Below are 25,603 nucleotides of genomic sequence, written 5' to 3'. Positions count from 1 at the left end.
TTTGTCTAGCATCTAAAATAAAAATTGACGTTTCACGTTGTTTGTTTCGTTCAGTTTTCAAAGAACTACTTGGTCGCTCATTTGCGACTTCCTTATGTTAACATCTTCGTTTTTCGATGTCAACTAAGTTTTTTAATTTCTTTTTTGTCGTTTTCTGCGTTTCCGCATCAGCGACGGTTATTAATATATCATGGTGAAAAATGAAATGCAACACCTTTTATAAACTTTTTTTAAAACTGCCCACATTTCTTTTTTTATATCATATACTTAAACGAAATATCTCTTTCATGTATGAGCAATTCCTACATATATTTTATATAAAGTTACTCTATCAAAAGACGTTTCTTTCTATAATAAACGTTTTATTCATATAGCATATCATACAAGGAGGAATATATATGGACTATACCGATTTATTAATCAAACTAGGTCTCTCGGCTATTTTAGGATTTGCCATTGGTTTAGAACGCGAATTAAAACGGAAACCACTTGGTTTAAAAACGTGTTTAGTTATTTCTATTATTAGTTGCCTCCTAACGATTGTTTCTATTAAAGCAGCTTATAACTTACCACATACCGAACATATGAATATGGATCCACTTCGACTTGCCGCTCAAATTGTATCAGGAATTGGTTTTTTAGGTGCTGGCGTAATTTTAAGAAGAGGCAACGATAGCATTGCAGGGCTCACGACTGCCGCTATGATCTGGGGTGCTTCTGGTATTGGTATTGCTGTTGGGGCCGGATTCTATATTGAAGCGATATTCGGAATGTGTTTCCTTATGATTAGTGTCGAACTTATACCACTCGCGATGAAATATGTAGGCCCTAGATCATTTCGTCAACGTGATATCGCTGTGAAACTTGTTGTACGAAATATGGACAATATCCCAATCGTAATTGAAGAAATAAAAGAAATGGATATAAAAGTTAAGAATATGAAGCTTAAAACATTAGAAAACGGTTCTCACTATTTACATCTTAAACTGTCCATTGATCAAAAAAGACATACTGCTGATGTTTACTATGCTCTCCAGCATCTTGAAAGTGTCCAACAAACTGAAGTAGAAAGTATGTAACATAAAACAAACTCTCTTTAATTAGAGAGTTTTTCTTTTTTCTATAATGGCAACAATGAATGTAGTCCTACAAAGTAAGGAGGAATAGGCAATTGAAATCCCGTCCGAATTTAGTAGATACATTTCGTGATTCCATTATTTTTCGTTTAATTTGTTTTATTATTGTACTGACTGCTTTTTCCGGTTTTCTTATACATAGATTAGAACCTTTTCATTTCACTACATGGTTTGACGGAATTTGGTGGTCAATCGTTACCATTTTTACAGTTGGATATGGAGACTTTGCTCCCCATACGACGATAGGAAAACTAATAGGTATAAGTATTATTTTATTAGGAACTGGCTTTTGTTCTTATTATATGGTGCTGTTTGCTACTGAAATGATTAATAAACAATATATGAAAATTAAAGGTGAAGAAGCCGCTACTTCTAACGGTCATATGATTATCGTTGGCTGGAATGAGCGCGCAAAACATGTTGTAAAGCAAATGCACGTATTACAACCAAACCTTGATATCGTTTTAATTGATGAAACACTTTCTTTACTCCCAAAACCATTTCATCATTTAGAATTTATAAAAGGTTGTCCGCATCACGATCAAACTTTATTAAAGGCCAATATTGCAACGGCACACACCATATTAATAACAGCTGATAAAGAAAAAAACGAAAGCTTAGCGGATACACAGTCCATTTTAAATATTTTAACTGCAAAAGGGCTCAACCCAAACATTCACTGCATCGCTGAACTTCTTACTTCTGAACAAATACAAAATGCAACGAGAGCTGGCGTGTCAGAAATTATAGAAGGAAATAAATTAACGAGCTATGTATTTACCGCTTCTCTTTTATTCCCTTCCATTTCAGGTGTACTATTTTCACTTTACGACGAAATCTCTGATAATAAATTACAACTGATGGAGCTTCCATCGTCCTGCACCGGACAAACTTTTGCCAATTGTAGCTATACTCTTTTAAAGCAAAACATTCTCTTACTAGGTATAAAGCGCGACGAACAATATATGATTAATCCAGTTCATTCCTTTGTTCTCATTGAAAGCGACATACTCATTGTTATTCACCATTAGTAAAATGACGCTCTAATTCTTGCATGAGCACTTTCCCAATATTGATATATTTTCTTTTCACATCTCCATCTGGATCTTTCGGCTCAGCAAATTGATCCATTCCACTCGTTCCAGCTGTTAAAGTATTCACATTATCATCTAGTTCGTCTTGATATACGTGCGAAAGAATATACGGCGTTCCAAGACGAACTATTACGCCTGGTACATCTAGTTCTCCATCAATGGCTGTAAATGGAACTCGTAAAAATTGATACCCATCTTCTTCATCAATTTTGTAATCGAAGCATCCTTTATCATAATCCCAATTACCACCAATGCTATATCCAAGTGGTTTCATAATCTCTTCTAACTTATATAACGCATATGTACGTCCTTCTAAATTTGATTGAATCGGAATCAAGCCCATCCCTCCTAGACTTTTCCTTTAGCATACCCACTTTAGTTTGAATATACTGATGGACTTTTCGATAAAATAATAAAAAGCGACCGGAATCCGGTCGCTTTTTATTATTTTAAACGCTCTTCTAATTCTGCTTTTAATTCTTCAAATCCTGGTTTACCAAGTAAAGCAAACATGTTTTTCTTGTATGCTTCTACTCCAGGTTGGTCAAATGGATTCACGCCTAATAAGTAGCCGCTCATCGCACATGCTTTTTCGAAGAAGTATACAAGGTAACCGAATGTGTACTCATTTAATTCAGGAATATTTACGATTAAGTTTGGTACTCCCCCGTCGCTATGTGCAAGTAATGTACCTTCGTATGCTTTTGTGTTTACGAAGTCTACAGTTTCACCAGCAAGGTAGTTTAATCCGTCTAAATCGTTTTCTTCTGATTCGATTGTTAGTTCATGTGTAGATTTTCCTACTTTAAGAACTGTTTCAAATAAGTCACGACGCCCTTCTTGAACGTATTGACCTAATGAGTGTAAATCAGTTGAGAAGTTTGCTGAAGATGGGAAAATACCTTTTTGATCTTTTCCTTCACTTTCACCAAATAACTGTTTCCACCACTCAGCGAAGTATTGAAGTGCTGGCTCATAGTTAACAAGCATTTCAATTGTTTTTCCTTTATTGTATAAAGCGTTACGAACTACTGCGTATTGGTAAGCTGGATTTTCTTCTAGTTCTGATGTTCCGAAGTCATCATGACCAGCAGCTGCACCTTTCATCATCTCTTCAATATTTAAGCCACTTACTGCGATTGGTAATAAACCAACTGGCGTTAATACAGAGAAACGACCTCCAACATCATCTGGAATAACAAATGTTTCATAACCTTCGTTATCAGCTAATGTTTTTAATGCACCACGCGCTTTATCTGTAGTTGCATAAATACGTTTGCGCGCTTCTTCTTTTCCATACTTTTCTTCTAATAACTTACGGAAGATACGGAATGCTAGTGCTGGCTCTGTTGTTGTACCTGATTTGGAAATAACGTTAATAGAGAAGTCTTTACCTTCTAATACGTCCATTAAATCTTTCATGTAAGTGGAGCTAATGTTTTGTCCAACAAATAGCACTTGTGGAGTTTTACGTTGTTCTTTAGAAAGCGTGTTGTAGAAAGAATGGTTTAACATTTCGATTGCTGCGCGTGCTCCTAGGTAAGAACCACCAATACCTACAACAAGTAAAATGTCAGAGTCATTTTTAATTTTTTCTGCGCATTTTTGAATGCGAGCGAATTCTTCTTTGTCATATTGAAGCGGAAGGTCTACCCACCCAAGGAAATCGTTCCCAGCTCCAGTTTTTTCGTGGATTGCGTGATGTGTTACTTTCACTGCATCACGTAAATAAGTGATTTCATGTTCACCGATGAAGGATAACGCTTTAGAATAGTCGAACGTTACATGTGTACTCATCTTTTTCCCTCCAATTATGGATATGTATTTCTGTATTCACTTTAGCGAAACTGAAGTTGTAAATCAAGCGATTAGGCAATTGTAAACGTAACCAATATATATTTTTTAGAAAAAGTTCATTTTTTGCATAAAAATTCGCATTTTTCGGTATAGATGTATATACATCATATTTCGAACATTTTTTATGTATAAAAACAACATAACTACCCCATTCTATAAAAGAGTTAATTAACTCATCGCTTGCTCATGCTTCACAATTAAGGGGGGCTTTTTCATGAGTACTTTGCAACGTATCGCATTAGTCTTTACTGTAATTGGCGCTGTGAACTGGGGACTAATCGGATTTTTCCAGTTTGACTTAGTAGCATCCATTTTCGGCGGACAAAATTCAGCTCTTGCACGTATTATTTACGGCATCGTTGGTATATCTGGGCTTATCAACCTTGGTTTACTGTTTAAACCATCTGAAAATCTTGGTACGCACCCAGAAACAAACGAAATTCGATAATCAGTATGTCCTTTCACCTCCGACATACGAATATGATTGCATGCAATCATATTTGCAAATATATATCATAAGATAAAGTAAAAGAGGAACGCTCATATGCGTTCCTCTTTTACTTTGTTAACTCGGACTCTTCAATCCATTCTGCCAACTTTTCTCGCAGCGTATTAAATCCGTTTTCAGATGGGTTTGGTATAAGAATCCTTCCTTGTTTTCTTTTCGCCGCTTTTAACGATAAACTCATTTTTCTGTGCTCTTCATCAATTGAAAGTACCTTTACTTCTACTGTATCGCCGACCTTTAAAAAGTCATGAATATCCTTTACATATCCATTTGTAATTTCAGATATATGCACAAGTCCTTGTGTTTCTGCATCTAACGCTACAAACGCACCGTAATCTTGAATTCCAGTCACTTTCCCTGTTACAACCACTCCTGTTGTATATTGTTCTGACATATGAAACACTCCCATACGTTTACCATTCTCTCTACAATTATAGAGAGCAAAGCAGATATATTTATTTTAAATATCCGATTGGTTAGTACGCATTCTAGATAACAATATCTAGAATGCGCATACCTTATATTAGTAAATTATACCACTATGACAGAACTCATTCAAAATTCATGAAAAATTTCCCTTAAAGAAGTATAATTCTCCAATATTGGGATAGACTACTAACACATGGCTTTCTAGTATTCCCCCCCTTTTATGGACAAAACGTATTACGTTTTGTCCTTTTTTTATTTTCAACAAACCGTTCCATTCTCTTCATTGCTTCCATAAGTTGTTCAAGCGACGTCGCATAAGAACAACGAATAAACCCTTCACCACTTTCGCCAAATACGCTACCAGGGACAACAGCTACTTTTTCTTCCAGCAATAACTGTTCTGCAAATTCCGCTGAAGATAATCCTGTTGAAGATATAGAAGGGAAAACATAAAATGCTCCGCCCGGCACATGACACGTTAAGCCCATTTCATTGAAAGATGTCGTCATAAAATTACGACGCTTCTTATAACTATCTCTCATCCGAATTACTTCATCATTCCCCGCACGTAACGCTTCAAGTGCTGCGAACTGAGACATCGTCGGTGCACACATCATGGAATATTGGTGAATTTTGAGCATTAATTCTGAAAAATGAACAGGAGCTGCAATCATACCAAGACGCCATCCTGTCATCGCAAATCCTTTTGAAAATCCTGAAATTAAAATCGTATGCTCGCGCATATTTTTAATACTCGCGAAACTTGTATATACTTCGTCGTATACAAGCTCTGCATAAATTTCATCAGATAATACGATTAAATTGTACTTCTCAACAATCACTGCTATTTCTTCAAGCTCGGACTTATTCAACATTGCACCTGTTGGGTTATTTGGTGAACAAAGTAAAATTGCCTTTGTTTTCGCTGTAATAGCTGCTTCAATTTGTTCTGGTTGTACTTTAAACTCGTTTTCTAGCTTAGTCTCCACAGGAACCGGAACTCCTCCAGCTAATGTCACAAGTGGTGCATAAGAAACGAAGCTTGGTTCAACAATGAGCACTTCATCATCAGGATTTATAATGGCACGCATCGCTACATCTAACGCCTGGCTCGCTCCAACTGTAACAATGATTTCATCACTTGGATCATAAGATACTGCAAATTGTTTTTTTAGATACTTTGCTATTTCTTGACGGAGCTCCAATAATCCTGCATTTGCTGTATATGACGTATACCCTTGTTCCAAAGAACGAATACATGCTTGCCTTACATTCCAAGGGGTAACAAAATCCGGCTCTCCTACCCCGAGGGAAATAACACCTTTCATATTTGCTGCTAAATCAAAAAATTTTCGAATACCAGATGGTTTTAAAGATTCTGCTGATCTAGATAGTTCAAATTGCTTCATGGTGTCACCACAATTCGCTTATCATCATCGTCTTTTTCATAAATAACGCCCTCATGTTTATACTTCTTCAAAATGAAATGAGTAGTTGTAGAAACGACAGATTCAATTGTTGCTAATTTCTCAGAAACAAACATCGCTACTTCCCCCATCGTTTTACCTTCTAATGTAATAGAAAGATCATATGTCCCTGACATTAAATAAACGGATTTCACTTCTGAATAACGATAAATTTGCTCAGCAACCGCATCAAACCCAACGCCGTGCTTTGGCGTAACTTTCACATCGATCATTGCCGTTAAACCTGTATGTTCTTTCACTTTCGTCCAATCGATATGTGTTACATAATCCACAATAATCTTTTCATTTTCTAATCTCGCAACCATCTTCTTTACTTCTTCTACTTCTATATTTAACAGCTTCGCTAATGTATCTACAGATAATCGACTACTCTTTTCAAGACAAGCTAATAATTCTAATTCTTTTTCTGTCACCATATAAATCATCCTTCCTTTTCGTTTGTGTCTAAATTATACAAATACCCTTTCCAGTTTGAAAAGAAGATTTTTCTATTGAATTATGTCAAAATAAAGTGAAACTTTAATCAGCGGAAAAATGCGTGATAAAGCGAAAGGGGATGGAACCGTGAAACCAAAAATTTATATTGCTGAACCAGTTCCGACATTTGTAGAAAACTATTTATCAGAACACTGTGATTATGAAAAATGGGATCAAAATGAGAAAGTACCTCGTGATGTTCTATTAGAGAAAATACAAGATAAAGATGGGTTATTAAATTTCGGATCTGCTATTAATGAAGAATTACTGACAGTGGCTCCTAACTTAAAAGTAGTGAGCAACATTTCTGTTGGTTACGATAATTTTGATTTACAAGCGATGAAAAATCGAAAGGTTATCGGAACGAATACACCATACGTATTAGATGATACAGTAGCTGATCTCGTTTTCGCCCTTATGCTATCAGCTGGGCGCCGCGTTTGCGAACTCGATTCTTACGTAAAAAATGGTGAATGGAACGCTGAAATCGGAAAAGAACACTTCGGACTAGATGTACACCATAGCACAATTGGTATTATCGGTATGGGCCGAATTGGAGAAGCCGTTGCAAAACGAGCAAAATTCGGATTTGATATGAATGTTCTTTACTATAACCGCCGTCGTAAAGAAGAAGCTGAACAAAAATTCGATGCTACATATCGTGATTTACAGACGCTACTGAAGCAGTCTGACTTTATTGTTCTTCTTACTCCATTAACAGATGAAACATATCACCTTATCGGAGAAAAGGAATTTTCATTAATGAAAGAAACAGCAATCTTCATTAATGCTTCTCGGGGGAAAACAGTAGATGAAGAAGCGTTAATCCATGCTTTAACAGAAAAGAAAATCTTTGCAGCAGGCATCGATACTTTTACACAAGAGCCAATTCAAAAAGATAATCCACTCTTATCATTACAAAATGTTGTGACTTTACCGCACATCGGATCTGCAACATTAAAAACTCGTCAGCAAATGGCCATGACCGCCGCTGAAAATTTAGTTGCAGGATTACAAGGAAAAACACCGCCTAATATTGTGCGCGGGTAATACTGAATAAACGAAAGGCAAGATGACATCGTCATCTTGCCTTTTTTTGTTAACATATTTTCTTCTTCCTTGGAGATGATATGAACAAAAATCAATGGAGTGACAAAAAATGAATCATAAATATACTTGTCCTTATTTCACTTTTTCCACTCGCGGCACTACTGTTCATTACGAATTGTATGAACATGATAATAAAACAGAACGCCCTACTTTCGTACTCGTTCACGGCTTTTTATCTTCCTCATTCAGTTACCGCCGTCTCATTCCTTTACTAGCGAAGGAAGGAACAGTCATTGCTCTTGATTTACCACCGTTCGGAAAAAGTGATAAGTCTCATCTGTTTAAGTATTCTTATCACAATTTAGCAACGATTATTATTGATTTAATTGAACATTTATCTCTCTCAAACATTGTATTAGTTGGGCATTCTATGGGTGGGCAAATTTCTCTCTATGTAAACCGTATACGTCCTGAACTCATTTCAAAGACGATTTTACTATGTAGCTCGAGCTATTTAGCGCGCGCAACCTTACCTTTACTATACTCTTCTTATTTACCGTTCTTTCATTTATACGTAAAGAACTGGGTTATACGGCGCGGCATTGTTCATAACTTAATGAATGTCGTTCATGATCACTCATTAATTGACGATGAAATGAAAAAAGGTTACTCCGCTCCTTTTTATGACAACCGTATATTTCCCGCTTTAACTCGCATGATACGAGACCGTGAAGGTGACTTATCTTCAACTGAATTACAAAAAATCGAAACACCTATCCTACTCATTTGGGGTGAAAAAGACCGCGTCGTCCCTGTACATGTAGGTCATCGTCTACACAAAGATTTACCGAATTCAAAATTTATTTCTTATGAAAATACAGGACATTTACTACCTGAAGAAAAGCCTGAACATGTTTATGAAGAAATTATCGCTTTTTCCGCGCAATAAAATGAAACTTTAATCAGTCCCCACCTAACTTCTTTGCTTCCGCTGAATTTTGAGGTCGGGGTCTTACTGCCCGGAAAATAGCGGGATAATATAAAAAAGGCTGTCGGAAATTCCGACAGCCTATAATGAACAGCTTCCACCTTCTTTTATTACAAGTAATTCCATAGCTAATTTCTCACATTTTTCAAGCGCAGGTACTTCCTCAAAAGACATAAAGTATATATGTTGAATCTTCTTTGCGATGTATTTTGGATCGTCAAACACACTTATGACGTTCACAACATCGCTCGCTTCTGTTTCATAAAACTCCGGTCCCATTTGAAACGGATCCCAATTCTTCACAACCTCTATCATCTTTTCATATGTACCCATTCGCTTCCCGCCTTTTCACTTTTTAATACTTTTCTTTATCCTATCACATCAGCTATTCTATAAGAAGAGAGAGAACTTTCATAACTTATTGGTTTTACAGAAGAAGGGGGCAAACGTATGCAACTATTTCATAAAGCAATCAATCGACGTGGAACGCATAGTATAAAATGGGATACATATAAAAACGAAGAACTTATCCATGCTTGGATTGCTGATATGGATTTTGAAGTACCAAAACCAATTCAAACTGCCTTAAAACAACGAATCGAACATCCGATTTTTGGCTATACACTTCCTCCCGAAAATATTGGGAATATTATTTGTAACTGGACAAAACAACAATACGACTGGGATATTCAAAAAGAATGGATTGTCTTTAGCGCCGGAATCGTTCCAGCTCTTAGTACGAGCATACAGGCTTTCACAAAAGAAAACGAATCCGTTCTCGTACAACCACCTATTTATCCTCCATTTTTCGAAATGGTCACAACAAACAACAGACAGTTATACGTGAGTCCATTACAGAAACAAAATGATACATATGTGATAGACTTCAAGCATTTAGAAAAGCAGTTTCAGCAAGGCATCAAACTCATGCTTCTTTGTAGCCCTCATAACCCAATCGGGCGCGTTTGGACGAAAGAGGAACTTTTGCAGCTCGGATCGTTATGTACTAAATATAACGTAATCGTTGTGGCGGATGAAATTCATTCCGATATTATTTATGCAGATCATACACATACACCGTTCGCTTCTTTATCTGAAGAATTAGCAGCTCGCACGATTACTTGTATGGCTCCAAGTAAAACATTTAATATCGCTGGATTACAAGCATCGATTATTATCATTCCAAATGAAAAACTCCGTCAAGCCTTTACATCTATCCAATATAGACAAGGCTTCCACGGATTAAATATCTTCGCTTATACAGCGATGCAAAGTGCCTATACAGAATGTAATGATTGGCTAAACGAAATTCGATTATATATAGAAGATAATGCTCAATTTGCTTGTGAATATATTAAAACTCACATACCTGCTCTTTCCGTAACGAAGCCAGAAGGTAGCTTTTTATTATGGATTGATTGTTCTCGTCTAAAGCTTTCTCAAAACGAGCGTACTGCATTACTTGAGGAAAAAGGAAAAATCATTGTTGAACCTGGTGAGAAATACGGGTTAGGTGGCGAAGAACATATTCGAATTAATATCGGCTGTCCACGATCTGTTTTAGAAGAAATTTTAAACAGACTGCGTCATACGTTTTCATAATAAGAAAGGAGTCTGTCCCCCTAATCATTCTTGGACAGACTCCTTTGTAATATTTTGTCGGTAAGTCGATATATTTCAAGTTACGGTCGATATATTCCAATAATCGCCGATATAATTTGAGTTACAGTCGATATATTCCAATAATCGCTGATATATTTTCAATTACATTTCACAAAGAAAGCTACCATTCACGGTAGCTTTTACTTTTTCTTCATATCCGATGCTTTTTTTACAATTACGCCACAAGCAATTCGATCCCCTGATTTACCTGTCGGTTGAGTCATACCATCATCAGGGTTTTCTGTAATAATAATAGACGCTCCATCTTTTCTATGAATCGTCGTTTTTCCTTCTTCAAGTGTGATGTGAGGTGCATCGATTTCCGCTTTAATCTTTCCAGAACCATCTGCAACTACGTTCGGTAAATCACCGTTTTCTGCACCCTTCGGATTAAGAAGACCATGTTTTTTATCATCAGGATTAAAATGATTCCCGGATGATTCAAAACGAGGTGCCTTACACTCTCCAATTTCATGTACATGTAGTCCGTGTGGTCCTGGCGTGAAACCTTCTCCTTTAATCGTAATTTTCACGCCACTTGTTTGCTGCACTACTTTCGCAGTCCCTACTTCATCTCCTGAAGCATTATGTAATTTCACTTCAATTTCTTTCGGCTTTCCTTGGTCACAACCTGCCATCAGAAATAATAAACAACAACTGAAAAAAAGCCGTTTCTTCATTTTATTCCCTCCAAAATATATTCTGCCCTTAGATTGTCCGAGCATAGAGGGAAACATACAAAAATGCATTACTGTTTCTTTTCAGCTAATAGTTTTTCTTCAACTTTCTGCAATCGCTCTGCTTCTCTTTTTGATACACGAATAAACATGCGCCACGTGGCAATAGCACCGATAATAAATAGAACGCAAACAATCCCTGGAATAATATATTCTGTTTTATCTTCCGGAAAATATAAAGGCATCATATAGAACACTCCTTATTATAGGATTTATAAAACATCAGAATTTTCTGTTATATAATTTTAAATTATAGTGGAACCTATCCATATTCTCAAGGGGCGTTCTGAAAGCAAATGATTTCTTTGACTCCTTCTCCTACTTTCCTTACTATAAACTTGAGGTGAAAAATATGAGAGAAACATTTGAAATTGGCGAAATCGTTACTGGTATTTATAAAACAGGAAAATACATCGGCGAAGTTACAAATAGCCGCCCTGGCAGTTACGTCGTAAAAGTATTAGCTGTTTTAAAACATCCGGTGCAAGGTGACTTACATAACGTAAAACAAGCTGACGTACCATTTTTCCATGAAAGACGCGCTTTAGCTTTCCGTGAACAGACGAACATTCCAGAGCAAATGGTGAAAAAATATGAAGGAGAAATTCCGGATTATACCGAGTCACTAAAATTAGCATTAGAAACTCAAATGAATTCATTTTCTGAAGATGATTCACCTTTTGCAGAGCGTAGTCTAGAAACATTACAACAGTTAAAGAAAGACTACAAACTCTAAAAAACAAAACGACCAAATTACATAATGTGCAATTTGGTCGTTACTGTGTGCTCACTTTCTTTAACACTTTTGAAAAATCAACAAGTTCTCCTAATGTTGGAGGTGCTGGCTTTACTAAATACTCTTTATCTTTTTCTACTAGTTTAAAAATATTGTACGTCGTCATCGCATCATCAAGCGCACAATGATGCTTCCCTGTCCCTACTTTTCCATACGCCTCAATCGCTTTCCATAATCCTGTTTGATTTCTTTCTCCAAAAAACTTCTTATACTCAAGCGATAAATCACGACACTGTCCGAAGAATGGAAAAGCTAGCCCTGCCATTTCACAATTATGTTTCAGCACTTTCATATCCATATTTCCCCACGTTACAATTGTCGGTTTACATTTCGTTTCGTATTCTGCAAGCTTCTTAACGAGTTCAGGAAATGAAATCCCTTTATCCACGACTTCTTGTTTTATTCCCAAAAACTTCTTACATCGATCCGTTAAAGAAGGAAATGTTTTCGGCCTGACATGTGATGAATACGTATCTTCTACCTTACAGCCAGCAACTGAAACGAGTCCTACCTCAATAATCTCTGGAAAAAATCCTTTCGGTTTCTTTCTATGCTGGGGCATCGTAAACTCAAAGTCTAAAAATAAAAATCGTTGTTCATCCATACGATCCCTTCCTTATCATTTTTGTCATTCCTTTCTATTTGACACTCCTACACGAACAAGCTCGAATGCTAATTCCATTTTAAATATTCAGATTGGATGTATCTTATATATATGTCAAATGCCCACAAATATTTTAAAAAATAAGAAAAAATGACCTATGCAGAAAATATGACAAAATCTCTCCTTTCATTTACATCCGCAGTTTTTCTACTTTATAATGACGTTATGTGTGTTTCATCTAGTTAATATTTGACACACTAAGAAAAATGAATGAAAGGAGATGAGATTTTTGCACGAAACAACGCAAGAACTCGCTAACTGGCAGTATTATTTTGCTATCGCAGTCTTTTTAATTACATATGCCATTATTATTTCTGAAAAAATTAATCGCGCTGTCATCGCACTTCTCGGTGCAGCATTCATGGTAATTGTGGGGGTCGTCGATTTACATAACGCCTTTACGAAACATATTGAATGGGGAACAATTACGCTACTCATCGGTATGATGATTTTGGTGAACATTACGAGTAAATCAGGTGTTTTCCAATACGTTGCCATTAAAGCAGCAAAAGGGGCACAAGGAAATCCAATTAAAATTTTAATTTCCCTTTCCCTACTTACCGCGCTTGGCTCCGCATTTTTAGATAACGTTACAACTGTACTTCTTGTTGTTCCAGTTACTTTATCTATTACGCGCATACTGCAAGTAAATCCTGTTCCTTATTTACTTTCTGAAATTATTTTTTCAAATATTGGAGGAACAGCAACATTAATTGGTGATCCACCTAACATTATGATTGGTTCTGCAAATAAGCATTTAGACTTCAATGCTTTCCTATTGAATCTAGCACCAATCGTAATTATTATTATTGCAGTTACAGCAACAATACTTTACTTCATGTACCGTAAACAATTAATTGCCGATCCTGTACAAGTTAAAAAATTAATGAGCTTAGATGAAAAACAATACATTAAAGATCCAGTATTAATGAAAAAATCTTTAACGGTACTTGGACTTACAATTGTAGGTTTCATGACTCATTCTATTTTCCATATTGATGCCGCTATTATCGCCTTAACTGGTGCTACTGTACTTATGTTAATTGGTGTGAAAGAACATGAAATTGAAGAGGTATTCGCAAGTGTAGAATGGGTAACAATCTTCTTCTTCGCAGGGCTATTCGTACTTGTTGGAGGACTTATCGATATCGGTCTTATCAAAATGTTAGCTCAAAAAGTAATTGGTATAACAGGCGGAGATATTTCTTACGCATCCATCCTTATTTTATGGGTATCTGGTATCGCCTCTGCAACAATTGATAACATCCCATTCGTTGCAACAATGATTCCACTTATTAACGATATGGCAGTTGGGCTAGGCTTATCACCATCTGACGCACAAATCGATGTATTATGGTGGGCATTAGCACTAGGTGCTTGTCTGGGCGGAAACGGAACATTAATCGGAGCTTCTGCTAACGTAATCGTTGCAGGTATCGCGAGCCGCGAAGGACATAAATTTAGTTACATGGACTTCCTAAAAGTCGGTTTCCCAATTATGATCGTTTCATTAATCATTTCTCACATTTATATTTATTTACGCTATCTTATGTAGTAAAAAAAGCGCTCTGATAATCAGGGCGCTTTTTTACTTATATCTAAAATATATCGACTTATCAACAAAAAAGAAAAATCTACTCTTTATATCTCACCGGTTCATTTCGAATGATAAATAAATGAATCGGTAAGAACACTGAAAATGTGATTACATGAATAATCGTAAATAATATAGAGTTCGTTCCGTATCTGTCTAAAATAGCGTAGATAAGATAAATGGACAATACAATCGATACAGCTGTTGCTAGTAAACTTATAATTGGTACGAAATTAAAAATAAAACATGCAACGTATATACCGAATACTTTCCACCCTGCTTCTTCTTTCAAAAAATCTGGTAATTTATCTTTCGCTAAGTCACCCCATGTCTTACTATTCAAAAACGGAATAAACGCAAGCACCCCGTCCGTTGCACCATCATTTTTCGCCATCGAATAAAGTGCAAAAGCCGTTAACAAATATGAAATAATTGCCCAAATCAATATAACAAGAATAAACGCAAAACTAAGAGCAAAGAAACCTGCTAATACGCCTTGATCCTCCATCTTATCCTCTCCTCTCTACTTTCAACATATTTCATTACATTGCAAGTTATGTTTTAAAATTTATCCAAACTCTTTGTATAATAAGAGAAGAAAGAGAATAAGAGAGGAGCAACACTTATGCATCCATTTGTAAAAGCATTACAAGAGCATTTCACAGCTCATCAAAATCCTGAAAAAGCAGAACCTATGGCTCGTTATATGAAAAATCACTTCCTATTTCTGGGTATTCAAACACCGGAAAGACGCCAATTATTAAAAGACATCATTCAAATACATACTCTCCCAGATCAAAAAGACTTCCAAATTATCATACGTGAGCTTTGGGACTTACCAGAACGTGAATTCCAAGCGGCCGCACTTGATATTATGCAAAAATATAAAAAGCATATAAACGAAACTCATATCCCCTTCTTAGAAGAACTGATTGTCACAAAATCTTGGTGGGACTCTGTCGATAGCATCGTCCCTACATTTTTAGGCGATATCTTTTTAAAACATCCAGAATTAATTTCTGCCTATATTCCAAAATGGATTGCATCAGATAACATATGGTTACAACGTGCCGCTATTTTATTCCAACTAAAATATAAACAAAAGATGGATGAAGAACTTCTTTTCTGGATTATTGGACAACTACATTCTTCAAAAGAATTTTTCATTCAAAAAGCGATTGGCTGGGTCCTTCGTGAATATGCAAAAACAAATCCGGATGTAGTTTGGGAATACGTTCAAAACAATGAGCTCGCTCCATTAAGTAAGCGTGAAGCAATTAAGCATATTAAGCAAAATTACGGAATAAATAATGAAAAAATAGGCGAGACTCTATCATAGATAGACGCGTTCCTCTATTGAGATTTAAAAAAGAACGTGTTAGAATATGTTCATTATTATTAATATAAGTAGCGATGACGGACTTATAAGTACTTGCATAAAAAGCGATTCAGGGATAGTGAAAGCCTGAAGCCGCAAGGAAACGGCAGTCCCGAGCAATACATGATAAAGTGGATGCACCTTTTGTGTATCAACTAGGGTGGAACCGCGGGCAAACGCTCGTCCCTAGGCAAATAAGCCTTGGGATGAGCGTTTTTTTATGTTCTTTTTAGCATATACTGCTCGTTTCCAAAGTATCAGAGTATGTCATCGCCAATACGTTAACTTTCAAAAGGAGGATTTTCTTATGTATTCAATGGAACAAGTTGTAAACTTAGCGAAACATCGCGGTTTTGTTTTCCCTGGTTCTGAAATTTACGGTGGTCTTGCAAACACTTGGGATTACGGTCCACTTGGAATCGAATTAAAAAATAATGTTAAAAAAGCTTGGTGGAAAAAATTCATTCAAGAATCTCCATACAACGTTGGTTTAGACGCAGCTATTTTAATGAACCCTAAAACTTGGATCGCTTCTGGTCACGTTGGTAACTTCAACGATCCAATGATCGACTGTAAAAAATGTAAAGCTCGTCACCGTGCTGACAAATTAATTGAGGATGCTTTAGATGCAAAAGGCATCGAAATGGTTGTTGATGGTCTTACTTTCGACCAAATGGCTGACTTAATGAAAGAACATGAAGTAAAATGTCCTGATTGCGGTAGTGAAGAATTCACTGAAATCCGTCAGTTCAACTTAATGTTCAAAACATTCCAAGGTGTTACAGAGTCTAGCACAAACGAAATCTTCCTTCGTCCTGAAACAGCACAAGGTATTTTCGTAAACTTCAAAAACGTTCAACGCTCTATGCGTAAAAAGCTTCCATTTGGTATCGGCCAAATCGGTAAGAGTTTCCGTAACGAAATCACGCCTGGTAACTTCACATTCCGTACACGTGAATTCGAACAAATGGAACTTGAATTCTTCTGTAAGCCTGGTGAAGATTTAGAGTGGTTTGCATTCTGGCGTGAAACTTGTAAAAACTGGTTACTTTCACTTGGTATGTCTGAAGAGAGCATGCGTCTTCGTGACCACGGTGAAGAAGAGTTATCTCACTACAGTAATGCAACAACTGACATTGAATTCAAATTCCCATTCGGTTGGGGCGAACTTTGGGGCGTTGCATCTCGTACAGACTTCGACTTAAAACGTCACATGGAACATTCAAACGAAGACTTTAACTATATTGATCCACAAACGAATGAGCGTTACGTGCCATACTGCATCGAGCCATCTTTAGGCGCAGACCGCGTAACATTAGCATTCTTATGTGATGCATATGAAGAAGAGCAATTAGAAAACGATTCTCGTACAGTTCTTCGTTTCCACCCTGCTTTAGCACCATACAAAGCAGCTATCTTACCATTATCTAAGAAGCTATCTGAAGGTGCTACTGAAGTATTCGCAGAATTAGCTAAAGACTTCATGGTAGACTTTGATGAAACTGGTTCTATCGGTAAACGTTACCGTCGTCAAGACGAAATCGGTACACCATTCTGTATCACATACGACTTCGACTCAGTTGAAGACAAAGCTGTTACAGTACGTGACCGTGACACAATGGAACAAGTTCGTATGCCAATTAGCGAACTAAAAGGTTTCTTAGAGAAGAAAATCCAGTTCTAATTATAAGAAAAAGAGGCTGCTCATAAGAGCGCCTCTTTTTTACTTTTCACGTTTTTCTTTAATTGCTACTGTACATCTTGATATACATAGTAAATCATCATTTTCATCAATAATACGAACATCCCAAACCATTGTCGATTGTCCTCTATGTATCGGTGTTCCGATCGCTGTTACAATTCCATCTTTCTTTGAGCGAATGTGGTTTGCATTAATTTCTAATCCGAAACAAATACATTTTTCTTGATCAATTAAATTATATGAACCAACACTTGCCACTGTTTCCGCTAATGCAACCGATGCACCTCCATGTAAAAATCCAAACGGTTGATGCGTACGCTCATCAACAGGCATCGTAGCAACTACCTTATCTTCTGTCATCTCTAACAACTCAATTCCAAGTGAATCCATTAAAGTTTTTGCCATATCGCTTCCCCCTTCTCTTACTTTAATTAAATGTATAATTTTACCTATTTATTTTCAAACTACTTATAACACTTATATAAGGAGGCTTCACCTAAATGAAACAGAAATTTTGTATATTACTGCTTATGTTCTCCTTGCTGACTATTGTACCAAATTGTGCAATAACAGCCAAAGCATCTAACCTGACAATCGATGTTAAGACTGTAACGCAAAAAGGTAAGAAACCTTATATAGAATATCAAATAAATAGGCCTTCTTTTCACAACTTTTCTGATTCTAAATTTCAAAATAAACTCAATTTATACTACAAAAAATCCACTGACAAATTTAAAAACAAATTAGAAAAAGAAGCAAAAAAATATTATAAAGAGACAGAAGGATCTAGTACACCCTTTCATCCGTACGTAGCAAATGTTGATTATAAAGTCTCTTTAAACAAACCACCTTTTCTTAGCCTATATGTGAATTACTATCAATATACTGGCGGAGCACACGGTCTTTATACGTGGAAGGCAAATACATTTGATTTAAACGAAAAAAAGGTGCTGCACTTAGACGATTTATTTCAACAAAAGGATAAATATAAAGATGTAATCCGTGCAGAGATTGTACGACAAATTAAACAAAATGAAAGCATTTATTTTCCTGATGCAACTGAAAAAGTAATGAGTATGAAAAAATTTCACTTCTTTTTAGAGCCAGACAATCTCGTCATTTATTTCCCTTTATATGAGATTGCTCCCTATTCAAGTGGAATTCCGCAATTTCGTATTCCATATACGTTGCTAAGAGACTATTTAAAGCCTTCTTATCAAAATATTTTGATTGACAACAAGTAAATATTTTCGCTACGATAATGTTAACCTAAAAACAACAGGAGGTTAACATTATGAGAAGATTACATGTTTTAGATTTAGCATTAGCTGCCATGTTCGTTGCTCTTATGGCCATCGGTGCAAATATTGTATCTTGGGCACCTTTCTTACAAGTAGCAGGCATCCCATTATCTATGCAACCATTTTTCGCAATTTTAGCAGGTCTTCTTCTTGGAAGTAGACTTGGTGCCTTATCCATGACTGTATATATGCTCGTTGGCTTAGCCGGCGCACCAATCTTCGCTAACTTCAAAGCTGGATTTGGAGCACTTTTAGATCCTACTGGTGGTTTTATTATCGCCTTTATTATCGTTGCTTACGTATCAGGAAAACTAGTAGAACAAAAAGAAAGACCAACTTTCATTACATTTGCAATTGCCTCTTTCACTGGAATTATTTTAACTTATATAATCGGTACTACTTACATGTACGGAGCAGTCAATCTCTTTATGGGCGGTAATATGAGCTATAAAGCTGCTTGGATGATTATGATGTGGTTTGCAGTAAAAGATATTGCATTTACAATTATCGGTGCTATTATCGCACCTCGCATATACTATGCTGTGCGTCGTTCTGCTTATCAGCATTCTCATTCGACGATTTCATAATAAAAAAGAGTTATTGCAGATTGCTGCAATAACTCTTTTTTTATATTAAGACTCTTGATTCGCTTGTTCTTCTAAAATTTTCTTCATCATTGCAACCATGTCATCACGCAATTCTGGGTGTTGCAGGGCCATTTCAATTGTCGTTTGAACGAATCCTAGCTTTTCACCTACGTCGTAGCGCTTTCCTTCGAAATCGTAAGCAAATACACGTTGGATTTCATTTAAGCTTTGGATTGCATCTGTTAATTGAATTTCACCACCAGCACCGACATGTTGCTGTTCTAAGAACATAAAGATTTCAGGCGTTAAAATGTAACGGCCCATAATTGCTAAGTTTGAAGGAGCTGTACCTTGTGCTGGTTTCTCAACGAAATTGCGAACTTGGTAACGACGACCTTCTTGTTCTAATGGATCGATAATTCCATAGCGATGTGTTTCCGACTCTGGAACAGTTTGTACACCAATAACAGAAGAAAGTGTTTTTTCATACTCATCCATTAATTGACGTAAACACGGTTTCTCAGCTTGGACAATATCATCACCTAGTAACACTGCAAACGGCTCATCACCAATGAATTTACGCGCACACCAAACAGCATGTCCTAGTCCCTTCGGCTCTTTTTGACGGATATAATGAATATCTACCATTTTTGAAGAAGCTTGTACTTTTTCAAGCAACTCATATTTTTTCTTCTCTAATAAGTTTTGTTCTAGTTCAAATGCATTATCAAAATGATCTTCAATAGAACGCTTTGTTTTACCAGTAACGATAATAATATCTTCGATACCCGATTTCACTGCTTCTTCTACAATGTATTGGATCGTTGGTTTATCTACTATCGGTAACATTTCTTTCGGCATTGCTTTCGTTGCTGGTAAAAAACGTGTTCCTAATCCAGCTGCTGGGATTATCGCTTTTCTTACTTTTTTCATCACAAAATACCCTCTCTCCTGTCGGAATCAATAGCAATTATTTCCTACATAAAACAAAAGGGAGATTTCGCTCCCTTTTGTTCCTTACTACTTAAAATTACTTTGTATTATAAACGATTCATAATGTCTTCTTTAATAGTAAGTAACTTTTGTTCACTATTTTGTAAAGAACTATCTTTTACACCAAAGTAAAACTTAATCTTCGGCTCAGTTCCAGATGGACGTAGGCAGAACCATGAACCATCCTCTAATTGATATTTTAACACATTTGATTTCGGTAAGTGAATCTCTTCTTTATGTCCATCTTGTAAAGATGTAAGGATGCTTGCTTTATAGTCTTCCACTGCTACGACTGTTAAGCCCGCTACTTCTTTTGGAGGATTCTCACGGAACGTTGCCATCATCTCTTGGATTTTTTCAGCTCCATCTTTTCCTTTTAACGTTAACGATACAAGGTCTTCACGGAAGAAACCGTACTTCTCAAATACTTCTAATAGACCGTCATATAACGTTTTCCCTTGTGATTTGTAGTATGCAGCTACTTCACATGCAAATAGGACAGATTGTACTGCATCTTTATCACGGCAGAATGGGCGGATTAAATAACCATAGCTTTCCTCATAACCGAATTGGAATTCATATTGTCCGCTTTCTTCATACTGCCTAATTTTCTCACCGATAAATTTAAATCCAGTTAACGTATCAACTGTATCTAAACCGTATGCTTTCGCAATTGTACGGCCAATCTCAGACGTTACGATTGTTTTTAATACGACACCGTTCTCCGGAAGCGTTCCGTTTTCTTTCTTTTGAGATAGTAAGTAATCAAGCATTAATGCACCTGTTTGGTTTCCTGTTAATACTTGGAACTCACCATTATGATTGCGCACCGCTACACCTAGACGATCTGCGTCAGGATCAGTTGCGATTAATACATCTGCGCCTACCTTTTCACCGTCACGAATGGCATACTCAAACGCTGCGTGCTCTTCTGGGTTCGGTGATTTTACTGTAGAGAAGTTTGGATCTGGTAACTCTTGCTCTTTTACAACTGTTACATCTGTAAATCCAACTTCTTTTAAACCACGGCGTACAGAAATATTTGATGTTCCGTGTAATGGTGTAAAGACGATTTTTAAGTCTTTACCAACCTTTTGCACCATTTCTTTATTAATGATGACATTGTTCAATTCTGCAGCATATGCATTATCTACTTCTTGTCCAATAATATGTAATAAACCGTCAGCTTTTAATTGCTCTACATCAGCGACTTCAACTGTTAATTCATCTTCTACTGCATTTACGTAGCTAATTAACTCATCTGCTTCTTTTGGAGGTAACTGCCCACCATCTTCACCATATACTTTGTATCCGTTATATTCAGGTGGATTATGGCTTGCCGTAAGAACGATTCCACTTACTGTATGTAAATGACGAACTGCGAAAGAAAGTACTGGCGTTGGACGTAAGCTTTCAAACACATATGTTGTGATACCGCGTGCCCCAAGTGTAGCAGCAACTTCCATTGCGAACTCAGGTGATTTATGACGAGAATCATAGGCTACAACAACACCGCGTTTTTTCGCTTCCTCACCTAATTTTTCAATAAAGCTTGCTAATCCTTTTGTTGCTTTACGAACTGTATATACGTTTAAACGGTTCGTACCAGCACCAAGTTCACCACGCATACCACCTGTGCCAAACTCTAGATTTTTATAAAAGCTATCCTCGATTTTCTTCTCATCTTGCTTCATATTTTCTAGCTGTTCTTTTAATTCTGCATCTAATTGTGCGTAAGAAAGCCAGCGACTAAATTCTTGTTTCCAATTCATTCTTCTCTCTCCTCTCGCTCGTCATACCTTTATTATATGAAAAAAACATGCTGTATCTCAATATTTTATAAAATCTAGCAGGATTTTACTAGGAATATTTGTATACACTATTGTTAAATACTCCACTAAAGGGAATGAGGATTATGCACGAATGGGGCTTGTCAGAAGAGCTCAAAATACAAACAAAGCAAATGATTGAAATTGCTGAAAAAGAACTATCGATTATGAGGAACGCAATCGATAAAGAAGACGAATGTATTTTATGCAAAATGGAAGATATTCATCATATGTTAGCAAATGTACAAACATTGGCAGCTACATACTACATTCAGGCATATTTATCACCTTATACGGAAAGTTCATCTTTTATTACGACAGCTATCCAACATTTAAGCGCCAGAAAACATGGTGCTCTTATCGTTGTGGAACGAAACGAGACGCTTGAAGCTCTCATTCAAACTGGAACGACATTAAACGCTCATTTAACTGCACCATTACTCGAATCAATATTTTATCCAGGTAACCCTCTTCATGACGGTGCCGTTCTCGTAAAAAATAATCATATTGTCTCAGCTGCTAATATTCTTCCTTTAACGAAAAGTACAGAAGTTGATCCTGAGCTAGGAACACGTCACAGAGCTGCAATTGGCTTATCAGAAAAGAGTGATGCACTTATATTAGTTGTCTCTGAAGAAACGGGCCGTACTTCTTTTGCTTTAAATGGGGTTTTGTATACGATTTCTTTATAAACACTTTTTTGAACAGCGCGGTAGTAAATGAAGTTATATCGAATTACCAACAAATATACCTACTATATCAATAAAAAAGGCTGTCTCCAAAATTTGAGACAGCTTTTTCTTCAAAAAATTATTCTTCTACAAAATGCTCGAAAAGTATACGAATTACCTACCCATTGCTGGAACTGCCCCATAAATTATGTGCACACAGCGATATCTAAGTACAATAATTATCACTTCATGTCTTGCTAACTCTTTTTGTACTCAAAACATGTTTAGAGTTCTTTCATAACAACTATATTTTTTCTAAAATGCTACACTTCCGGCTATTATTTTGTATCTATTTTTAAGAAATAGTAAAAAAGGGTACTTTAGACATCCTATCTAAAGTACCCTTTTATTAAAAATCTATTTTATTATAAAGAATAATTGGAGACTGCAAAATGGTAAAAATATAGCATACTTTCAAAATTATTTATAATTATTAATATTAATATTAAACATAAAGCAACTACTTTTACACGTCTCATCACTTTAAAACCATATGCCAATAATAACGGTATTGTAAACAGCATATGTGCACCATAAATAAATGCTTCAGATGCCCCAAAACCAATAATTCCATGTAAAACAATATTAAATAGTAAACAGAAACTTAAAAACCTTACAAAAGGTTCTTTTCTAAAGTTTTTCCATACAGCTACTATTATAAAAGCATACACAGATACAATCACAATCCATCCGATCATAGTATGCGATGGAAGCATATTTAATTGTGCGAATTGCTCACCTTGTCTTAAAGTAACTTCCGAGAATGGTCCAAAGATGAATGAAGATCCTAATACTAAATGAAATGCTAGTATATACTTAGACCCTACATATTCCTCTGAAAAACCTTGTTTCTCTGTAAATTTAATATTAGTATTGATCACATCAATAAGTGATATGTTATTTTCTATAATCACTAATACGAAAAGAAGAACGACCACAATGATAGAAATACCAGTCCAAATGATTCTTTTCTTTAATGTTTTATAACTCATTACACTACCTAAAAACCACATAAACGAATTTGTTAATGTAACTCCCGTTATTCCTATTGCCAATAACATATTAGCAACGCTGAATCCTGCTTTCGCTTCTTTTTCTCCTGTAATAAACGGATAACATACAAAGCACATCAGTACCAATGTGAAATTGGCATAAACAAAAGATTCCGGTGTCCACGTAATAACTAACATAGTAGCTGAAAATCCGTACATAACCGCTAATAGGAAAGAAACAATTACATTCTTACAAATTTTACAACATAACATGTAAATCATGACTACACTTATCGTACTTAAGAATGCTTGGAAAAATATAATACCTTGCACTACATTTTTTACACCTAGTGATGATACCACTGTTGCTATTTCCTCAGTTAAAAAATTTAAAAATGGATGTCGAAACAACACTTCATCTGCAATTGGTATTTTAGCCAAGAAAAAACTTAAAATGTAATAACCCTGATCAAAAGAAAAATACATGTCATACCAGGAAGCTGTTAAAATCTTAGAGTCGTTTTCCATTTTCCAACCGATAAAAAAATAAAATGACCAATAAAAAATGAAAAGGACAAGGGCTAATATCCCCTTTCCTTTATAACCATTCCAAATACTCAATACTTCTTCTCCTCTCTAAGGTAGAAATACCATAATTAGATGTGCTACATACCCAATAACTGTTCCTAACACAAGTCCACCAAAAATCTCATGCCAATGATGTCCTTGGCGCTCTCTTAATTTTTCTTCTTCCGAACTTATATGTTTATTCAACATTCTTGCATGTTTACCAACTGTACGGCGAAGTCCTGTGGCATCAATGATAACAATTGTTAAAATTGCCATCCCGATTCCAAACATCGGGGTATTAAAACCTTCATGAAACCCTATTGTCATGACCATACTTGATAAAATCGTTGTATGCGTACTAGGAAATCCACCATTTCCTACTAAACGAAAAGCATCTTTTCCAGAACGAAGATAATTCACTAAAAATTTCAATACTCCCGAAGCTACCCAAGCTATAAATGGAAGTACACAATATAAATATGTTCCCATTGCTTTACCTCCTATGATTTTGCAATAAATAAAATGCCAGCTACTATACATACCATTCCAGCAATTTTCATGAAATTGATTGTTTCACCAAATAATAATGCTGATGCAATAATAACAAACACATATCCGAAACTCACCATTGGGTATGCATAACTTAAATCAACCTTTCTCAGCACAATCATCCATAATAATGCACTTAAACCGTAAAAAGCTAGTCCGAAAAAGTTCGGTACGTTAATGAAATTCATAATACCTACAGCCGCTGAACTTTGTGATTTCATTGCGCCAAACTTTAATAAAATTTGCCCTACAACTCCCATACCAACTGATAAAATAATCATCAAAAATTGTTGCATCTCTATACTCCTTAACTGTTTATATTCAAAAAATGTTTTATTCCAAATAAAAAACGTTTAAGACACTCCTCTTAAACGTTTTAACAAACCCGAATAGAGTAATTAAAAGTTCAATAGTATAATAATAACTGTTATCGCATATAACAACACTGTTATTAAAATATGCTGATCCTCTAATAAAACTTTATCTGGTTCT

The 25,603-nt window shown here is 36.0% G+C and carries 29 protein-coding genes and 1 pseudogene; 13 read left to right on the top strand and 17 right to left on the bottom strand.

What is annotated here, in order from left to right; all coding sequences use genetic code 11:
• Window positions 1-398 precede the first annotated feature (398 nt).
• Together ACTFN4_RS29830 and ACTFN4_RS29825 are read left to right on the top strand one after the other, a co-directional pair.
• Window positions 399-1,079: an MgtC/SapB family protein gene (locus tag ACTFN4_RS29830; RefSeq protein WP_071739814.1), complete on the top strand. Its 681-nt coding sequence runs from the start codon at window positions 399-401 to the stop codon at window positions 1,077-1,079.
• 92 nt (window positions 1,080-1,171) lie between these two features.
• The gene (locus tag ACTFN4_RS29825) at window positions 1,172-2,167 is read left to right on the top strand and encodes a potassium channel family protein (protein ID WP_000842320.1); all 996 of its coding nucleotides are present in this window, start codon (window positions 1,172-1,174) and stop codon (window positions 2,165-2,167) included.
• Here ACTFN4_RS29825 and ACTFN4_RS29820 read toward each other — a convergent pair.
• A complete protein-coding gene (locus ACTFN4_RS29820; protein WP_000612334.1) occupies window positions 2,154-2,567 on the bottom strand; it encodes a YugN-like family protein in 414 nt (137 codons plus the stop codon). The two genes, ACTFN4_RS29825 and ACTFN4_RS29820, sit on opposite strands and share 14 nt — an antisense overlap.
• A 107-nt stretch (window positions 2,568-2,674) precedes the next feature.
• Window positions 2,675-4,027, bottom strand: a complete 1,353-nt coding sequence (locus ACTFN4_RS29815; RefSeq protein WP_000103654.1) for a glucose-6-phosphate isomerase — start codon at window positions 4,025-4,027, stop codon at window positions 2,675-2,677.
• 274 nt (window positions 4,028-4,301) lie between these two features.
• Between ACTFN4_RS29815 and ACTFN4_RS29810 the strand changes: the two genes are divergently transcribed.
• Window positions 4,302-4,535 carry a DUF378 domain-containing protein gene (locus ACTFN4_RS29810; RefSeq protein ID WP_439963295.1) on the top strand — a complete coding sequence of 78 codons (234 nt, stop codon included), beginning with the start codon at window positions 4,302-4,304 and terminating at the stop codon, window positions 4,533-4,535.
• 109 nt (window positions 4,536-4,644) lie between these two features.
• Here the strand turns inward: ACTFN4_RS29810 and yugI are convergent, their stop codons facing one another.
• The 3 genes from yugI to ACTFN4_RS29795 form a co-directional block, all read right to left on the bottom strand.
• On the bottom strand, window positions 4,645-4,989 hold the full coding sequence (gene yugI, locus ACTFN4_RS29805) for a S1 domain-containing post-transcriptional regulator GSP13 (protein ID WP_000003764.1): 345 nt from the start codon (window positions 4,987-4,989) through the stop codon (window positions 4,645-4,647).
• A gap of 253 nt (window positions 4,990-5,242) precedes the next feature.
• A complete protein-coding gene (locus ACTFN4_RS29800) occupies window positions 5,243-6,433 on the bottom strand; it encodes an aminotransferase (protein ID WP_075676431.1) in 1,191 nt (396 codons plus the stop codon).
• The gene (locus tag ACTFN4_RS29795) at window positions 6,430-6,927 is read right to left on the bottom strand and encodes an Lrp/AsnC family transcriptional regulator (protein WP_000255696.1); all 498 of its coding nucleotides are present in this window, start codon (window positions 6,925-6,927) and stop codon (window positions 6,430-6,432) included. The genes ACTFN4_RS29800 and ACTFN4_RS29795 overlap by 4 nt, the downstream gene beginning before the upstream one ends.
• A gap of 118 nt (window positions 6,928-7,045) precedes the next feature.
• Between ACTFN4_RS29795 and ACTFN4_RS29790 the strand changes: the two genes are divergently transcribed.
• Together ACTFN4_RS29790 and ACTFN4_RS29785 are read left to right on the top strand one after the other, a co-directional pair.
• Complete coding sequence (locus ACTFN4_RS29790) at window positions 7,046-8,038, top strand: 2-hydroxyacid dehydrogenase (RefSeq protein ID WP_439963294.1); 993 nt, start codon at window positions 7,046-7,048, stop codon at window positions 8,036-8,038.
• Between the two features lie 109 nt (window positions 8,039-8,147).
• The gene (locus ACTFN4_RS29785) at window positions 8,148-8,987 is read left to right on the top strand and encodes an alpha/beta fold hydrolase (RefSeq protein ID WP_439963292.1); all 840 of its coding nucleotides are present in this window, start codon (window positions 8,148-8,150) and stop codon (window positions 8,985-8,987) included.
• A gap of 120 nt (window positions 8,988-9,107) precedes the next feature.
• Here ACTFN4_RS29785 and ACTFN4_RS29780 read toward each other — a convergent pair whose 3' ends face one another.
• Window positions 9,108-9,359 (bottom strand): YugE family protein, encoded by a 252-nt coding sequence (locus tag ACTFN4_RS29780; protein WP_000537638.1) that lies wholly within the window; start codon window positions 9,357-9,359, stop codon window positions 9,108-9,110.
• A 117-nt stretch (window positions 9,360-9,476) separates the two neighbouring features.
• On the opposite strand from ACTFN4_RS29780, the gene ACTFN4_RS29775 reads away from it, so the two are divergent.
• Window positions 9,477-10,628, top strand: a complete 1,152-nt coding sequence (locus ACTFN4_RS29775) for a MalY/PatB family protein (RefSeq protein ID WP_063220137.1) — start codon at window positions 9,477-9,479, stop codon at window positions 10,626-10,628.
• A gap of 200 nt (window positions 10,629-10,828) precedes the next feature.
• Here the strand turns inward: ACTFN4_RS29775 and sodC are convergent, their stop codons facing one another.
• A complete protein-coding gene (sodC, locus tag ACTFN4_RS29770) occupies window positions 10,829-11,368 on the bottom strand; it encodes a superoxide dismutase [Cu-Zn] (RefSeq protein ID WP_000746520.1) in 540 nt (179 codons plus the stop codon).
• 68 nt (window positions 11,369-11,436) lie between these two features.
• A complete protein-coding gene (locus tag ACTFN4_RS29765) occupies window positions 11,437-11,613 on the bottom strand; it encodes a hypothetical protein (protein WP_000982757.1) in 177 nt (58 codons plus the stop codon).
• 164 nt (window positions 11,614-11,777) lie between these two features.
• Here ACTFN4_RS29765 and ACTFN4_RS29760 point away from each other — a divergent pair, with 164 nt between their 5' ends.
• On the top strand, window positions 11,778-12,161 hold the full coding sequence (locus ACTFN4_RS29760) for a kinase-associated lipoprotein B (RefSeq protein WP_001209344.1): 384 nt from the start codon (window positions 11,778-11,780) through the stop codon (window positions 12,159-12,161).
• Between the two features lie 40 nt (window positions 12,162-12,201).
• Here the strand turns inward: ACTFN4_RS29760 and kapD are convergent, their stop codons facing one another.
• Complete coding sequence (gene kapD, locus ACTFN4_RS29755; RefSeq protein ID WP_322369380.1) at window positions 12,202-12,825, bottom strand: 3'-5' exonuclease KapD; 624 nt, start codon at window positions 12,823-12,825, stop codon at window positions 12,202-12,204.
• 289 nt (window positions 12,826-13,114) lie between these two features.
• Between kapD and ACTFN4_RS29750 the strand changes: the two genes are divergently transcribed.
• Window positions 13,115-14,440 (top strand): ArsB/NhaD family transporter, encoded by a 1,326-nt coding sequence (locus ACTFN4_RS29750; RefSeq protein WP_000545209.1) that lies wholly within the window; start codon window positions 13,115-13,117, stop codon window positions 14,438-14,440.
• Window positions 14,441-14,519: 79 nt separating this feature from the next.
• Here the strand turns inward: ACTFN4_RS29750 and ACTFN4_RS29745 are convergent, their stop codons facing one another.
• Window positions 14,520-14,987, bottom strand: coding sequence for a hypothetical protein (locus ACTFN4_RS29745; RefSeq protein ID WP_000390061.1), 468 nt, complete (start codon window positions 14,985-14,987; stop codon window positions 14,520-14,522).
• A 117-nt stretch (window positions 14,988-15,104) separates the two neighbouring features.
• On the opposite strand from ACTFN4_RS29745, the gene ACTFN4_RS29740 reads away from it, so the two are divergent.
• On the top strand, window positions 15,105-15,818 hold the full coding sequence (locus ACTFN4_RS29740) for a DNA alkylation repair protein (RefSeq protein WP_000553305.1): 714 nt from the start codon (window positions 15,105-15,107) through the stop codon (window positions 15,816-15,818).
• 346 nt (window positions 15,819-16,164) lie between these two features.
• A complete protein-coding gene (locus tag ACTFN4_RS29735; protein WP_000287151.1) occupies window positions 16,165-17,541 on the top strand; it encodes a glycine--tRNA ligase in 1,377 nt (458 codons plus the stop codon).
• Between the two features lie 39 nt (window positions 17,542-17,580).
• Here the strand turns inward: ACTFN4_RS29735 and ACTFN4_RS29730 are convergent, their stop codons facing one another.
• A complete protein-coding gene (locus ACTFN4_RS29730; RefSeq protein WP_001140612.1) occupies window positions 17,581-17,964 on the bottom strand; it encodes a hotdog fold thioesterase in 384 nt (127 codons plus the stop codon).
• Window positions 17,965-18,059: 95 nt separating this feature from the next.
• Between ACTFN4_RS29730 and ACTFN4_RS29725 the strand changes: the two genes are divergently transcribed.
• Both ACTFN4_RS29725 and ACTFN4_RS29720 read left to right on the top strand, forming a co-directional pair.
• Complete coding sequence (locus ACTFN4_RS29725) at window positions 18,060-18,803, top strand: DUF3298 and DUF4163 domain-containing protein (protein WP_000810329.1); 744 nt, start codon at window positions 18,060-18,062, stop codon at window positions 18,801-18,803.
• A 50-nt stretch (window positions 18,804-18,853) separates the two neighbouring features.
• Window positions 18,854-19,447, top strand: a complete 594-nt coding sequence (locus ACTFN4_RS29720) for a biotin transporter BioY (RefSeq protein ID WP_001253379.1) — start codon at window positions 18,854-18,856, stop codon at window positions 19,445-19,447.
• Window positions 19,448-19,492: 45 nt separating this feature from the next.
• On the opposite strand, the gene galU is transcribed toward ACTFN4_RS29720, so the two are convergent.
• Together galU and ACTFN4_RS29710 are read right to left on the bottom strand one after the other, a co-directional pair.
• Window positions 19,493-20,380 carry a UTP--glucose-1-phosphate uridylyltransferase GalU gene (galU, locus tag ACTFN4_RS29715; RefSeq protein WP_002097988.1) on the bottom strand — a complete coding sequence of 296 codons (888 nt, stop codon included), beginning with the start codon at window positions 20,378-20,380 and terminating at the stop codon, window positions 19,493-19,495.
• Window positions 20,381-20,487: 107 nt separating this feature from the next.
• Window positions 20,488-22,212 carry a phospho-sugar mutase gene (locus tag ACTFN4_RS29710; RefSeq protein WP_439963290.1) on the bottom strand — a complete coding sequence of 575 codons (1,725 nt, stop codon included), beginning with the start codon at window positions 22,210-22,212 and terminating at the stop codon, window positions 20,488-20,490.
• Between the two features lie 143 nt (window positions 22,213-22,355).
• On the opposite strand from ACTFN4_RS29710, the gene cdaS reads away from it, so the two are divergent.
• Window positions 22,356-22,961 carry a sporulation-specific diadenylate cyclase CdaS gene (gene cdaS / locus ACTFN4_RS29705; RefSeq protein ID WP_000545253.1) on the top strand — a complete coding sequence of 202 codons (606 nt, stop codon included), beginning with the start codon at window positions 22,356-22,358 and terminating at the stop codon, window positions 22,959-22,961.
• Between the two features lie 404 nt (window positions 22,962-23,365).
• Here the strand turns inward: cdaS and ACTFN4_RS29700 are convergent, their stop codons facing one another.
• The 4 genes and pseudogenes from ACTFN4_RS29700 to ACTFN4_RS29685 form a co-directional block, all read right to left on the bottom strand.
• Complete coding sequence (locus ACTFN4_RS29700) at window positions 23,366-24,613, bottom strand: DUF6080 domain-containing protein (protein ID WP_000029661.1); 1,248 nt, start codon at window positions 24,611-24,613, stop codon at window positions 23,366-23,368.
• A gap of 15 nt (window positions 24,614-24,628) precedes the next feature.
• Entirely contained in the window at window positions 24,629-25,051 is a 423-nt protein-coding gene (locus ACTFN4_RS29695; protein ID WP_000537666.1) for a divergent PAP2 family protein, read from the bottom strand.
• An 11-nt stretch (window positions 25,052-25,062) separates the two neighbouring features.
• A complete protein-coding gene (locus ACTFN4_RS29690) occupies window positions 25,063-25,407 on the bottom strand; it encodes an EamA family transporter (RefSeq protein ID WP_001183889.1) in 345 nt (114 codons plus the stop codon).
• A 102-nt stretch (window positions 25,408-25,509) separates the two neighbouring features.
• Window positions 25,510-25,603: pseudogene (locus ACTFN4_RS29685) on the bottom strand (decaprenyl-phosphate phosphoribosyltransferase); the annotation flags it as partial.

Origin of the sequence: Bacillus cereus group sp. MYBK95-2, assembly GCF_051915225.1 — a bacterium.
GTDB classification, from domain to species: Bacteria; Bacillota; Bacilli; order Bacillales; family Bacillaceae_G; genus Bacillus_A; species Bacillus_A cereus.
Note: the sequence above shows the minus strand (reverse complement) of the source record. Positions and strands in the feature narration are given on the sequence as shown.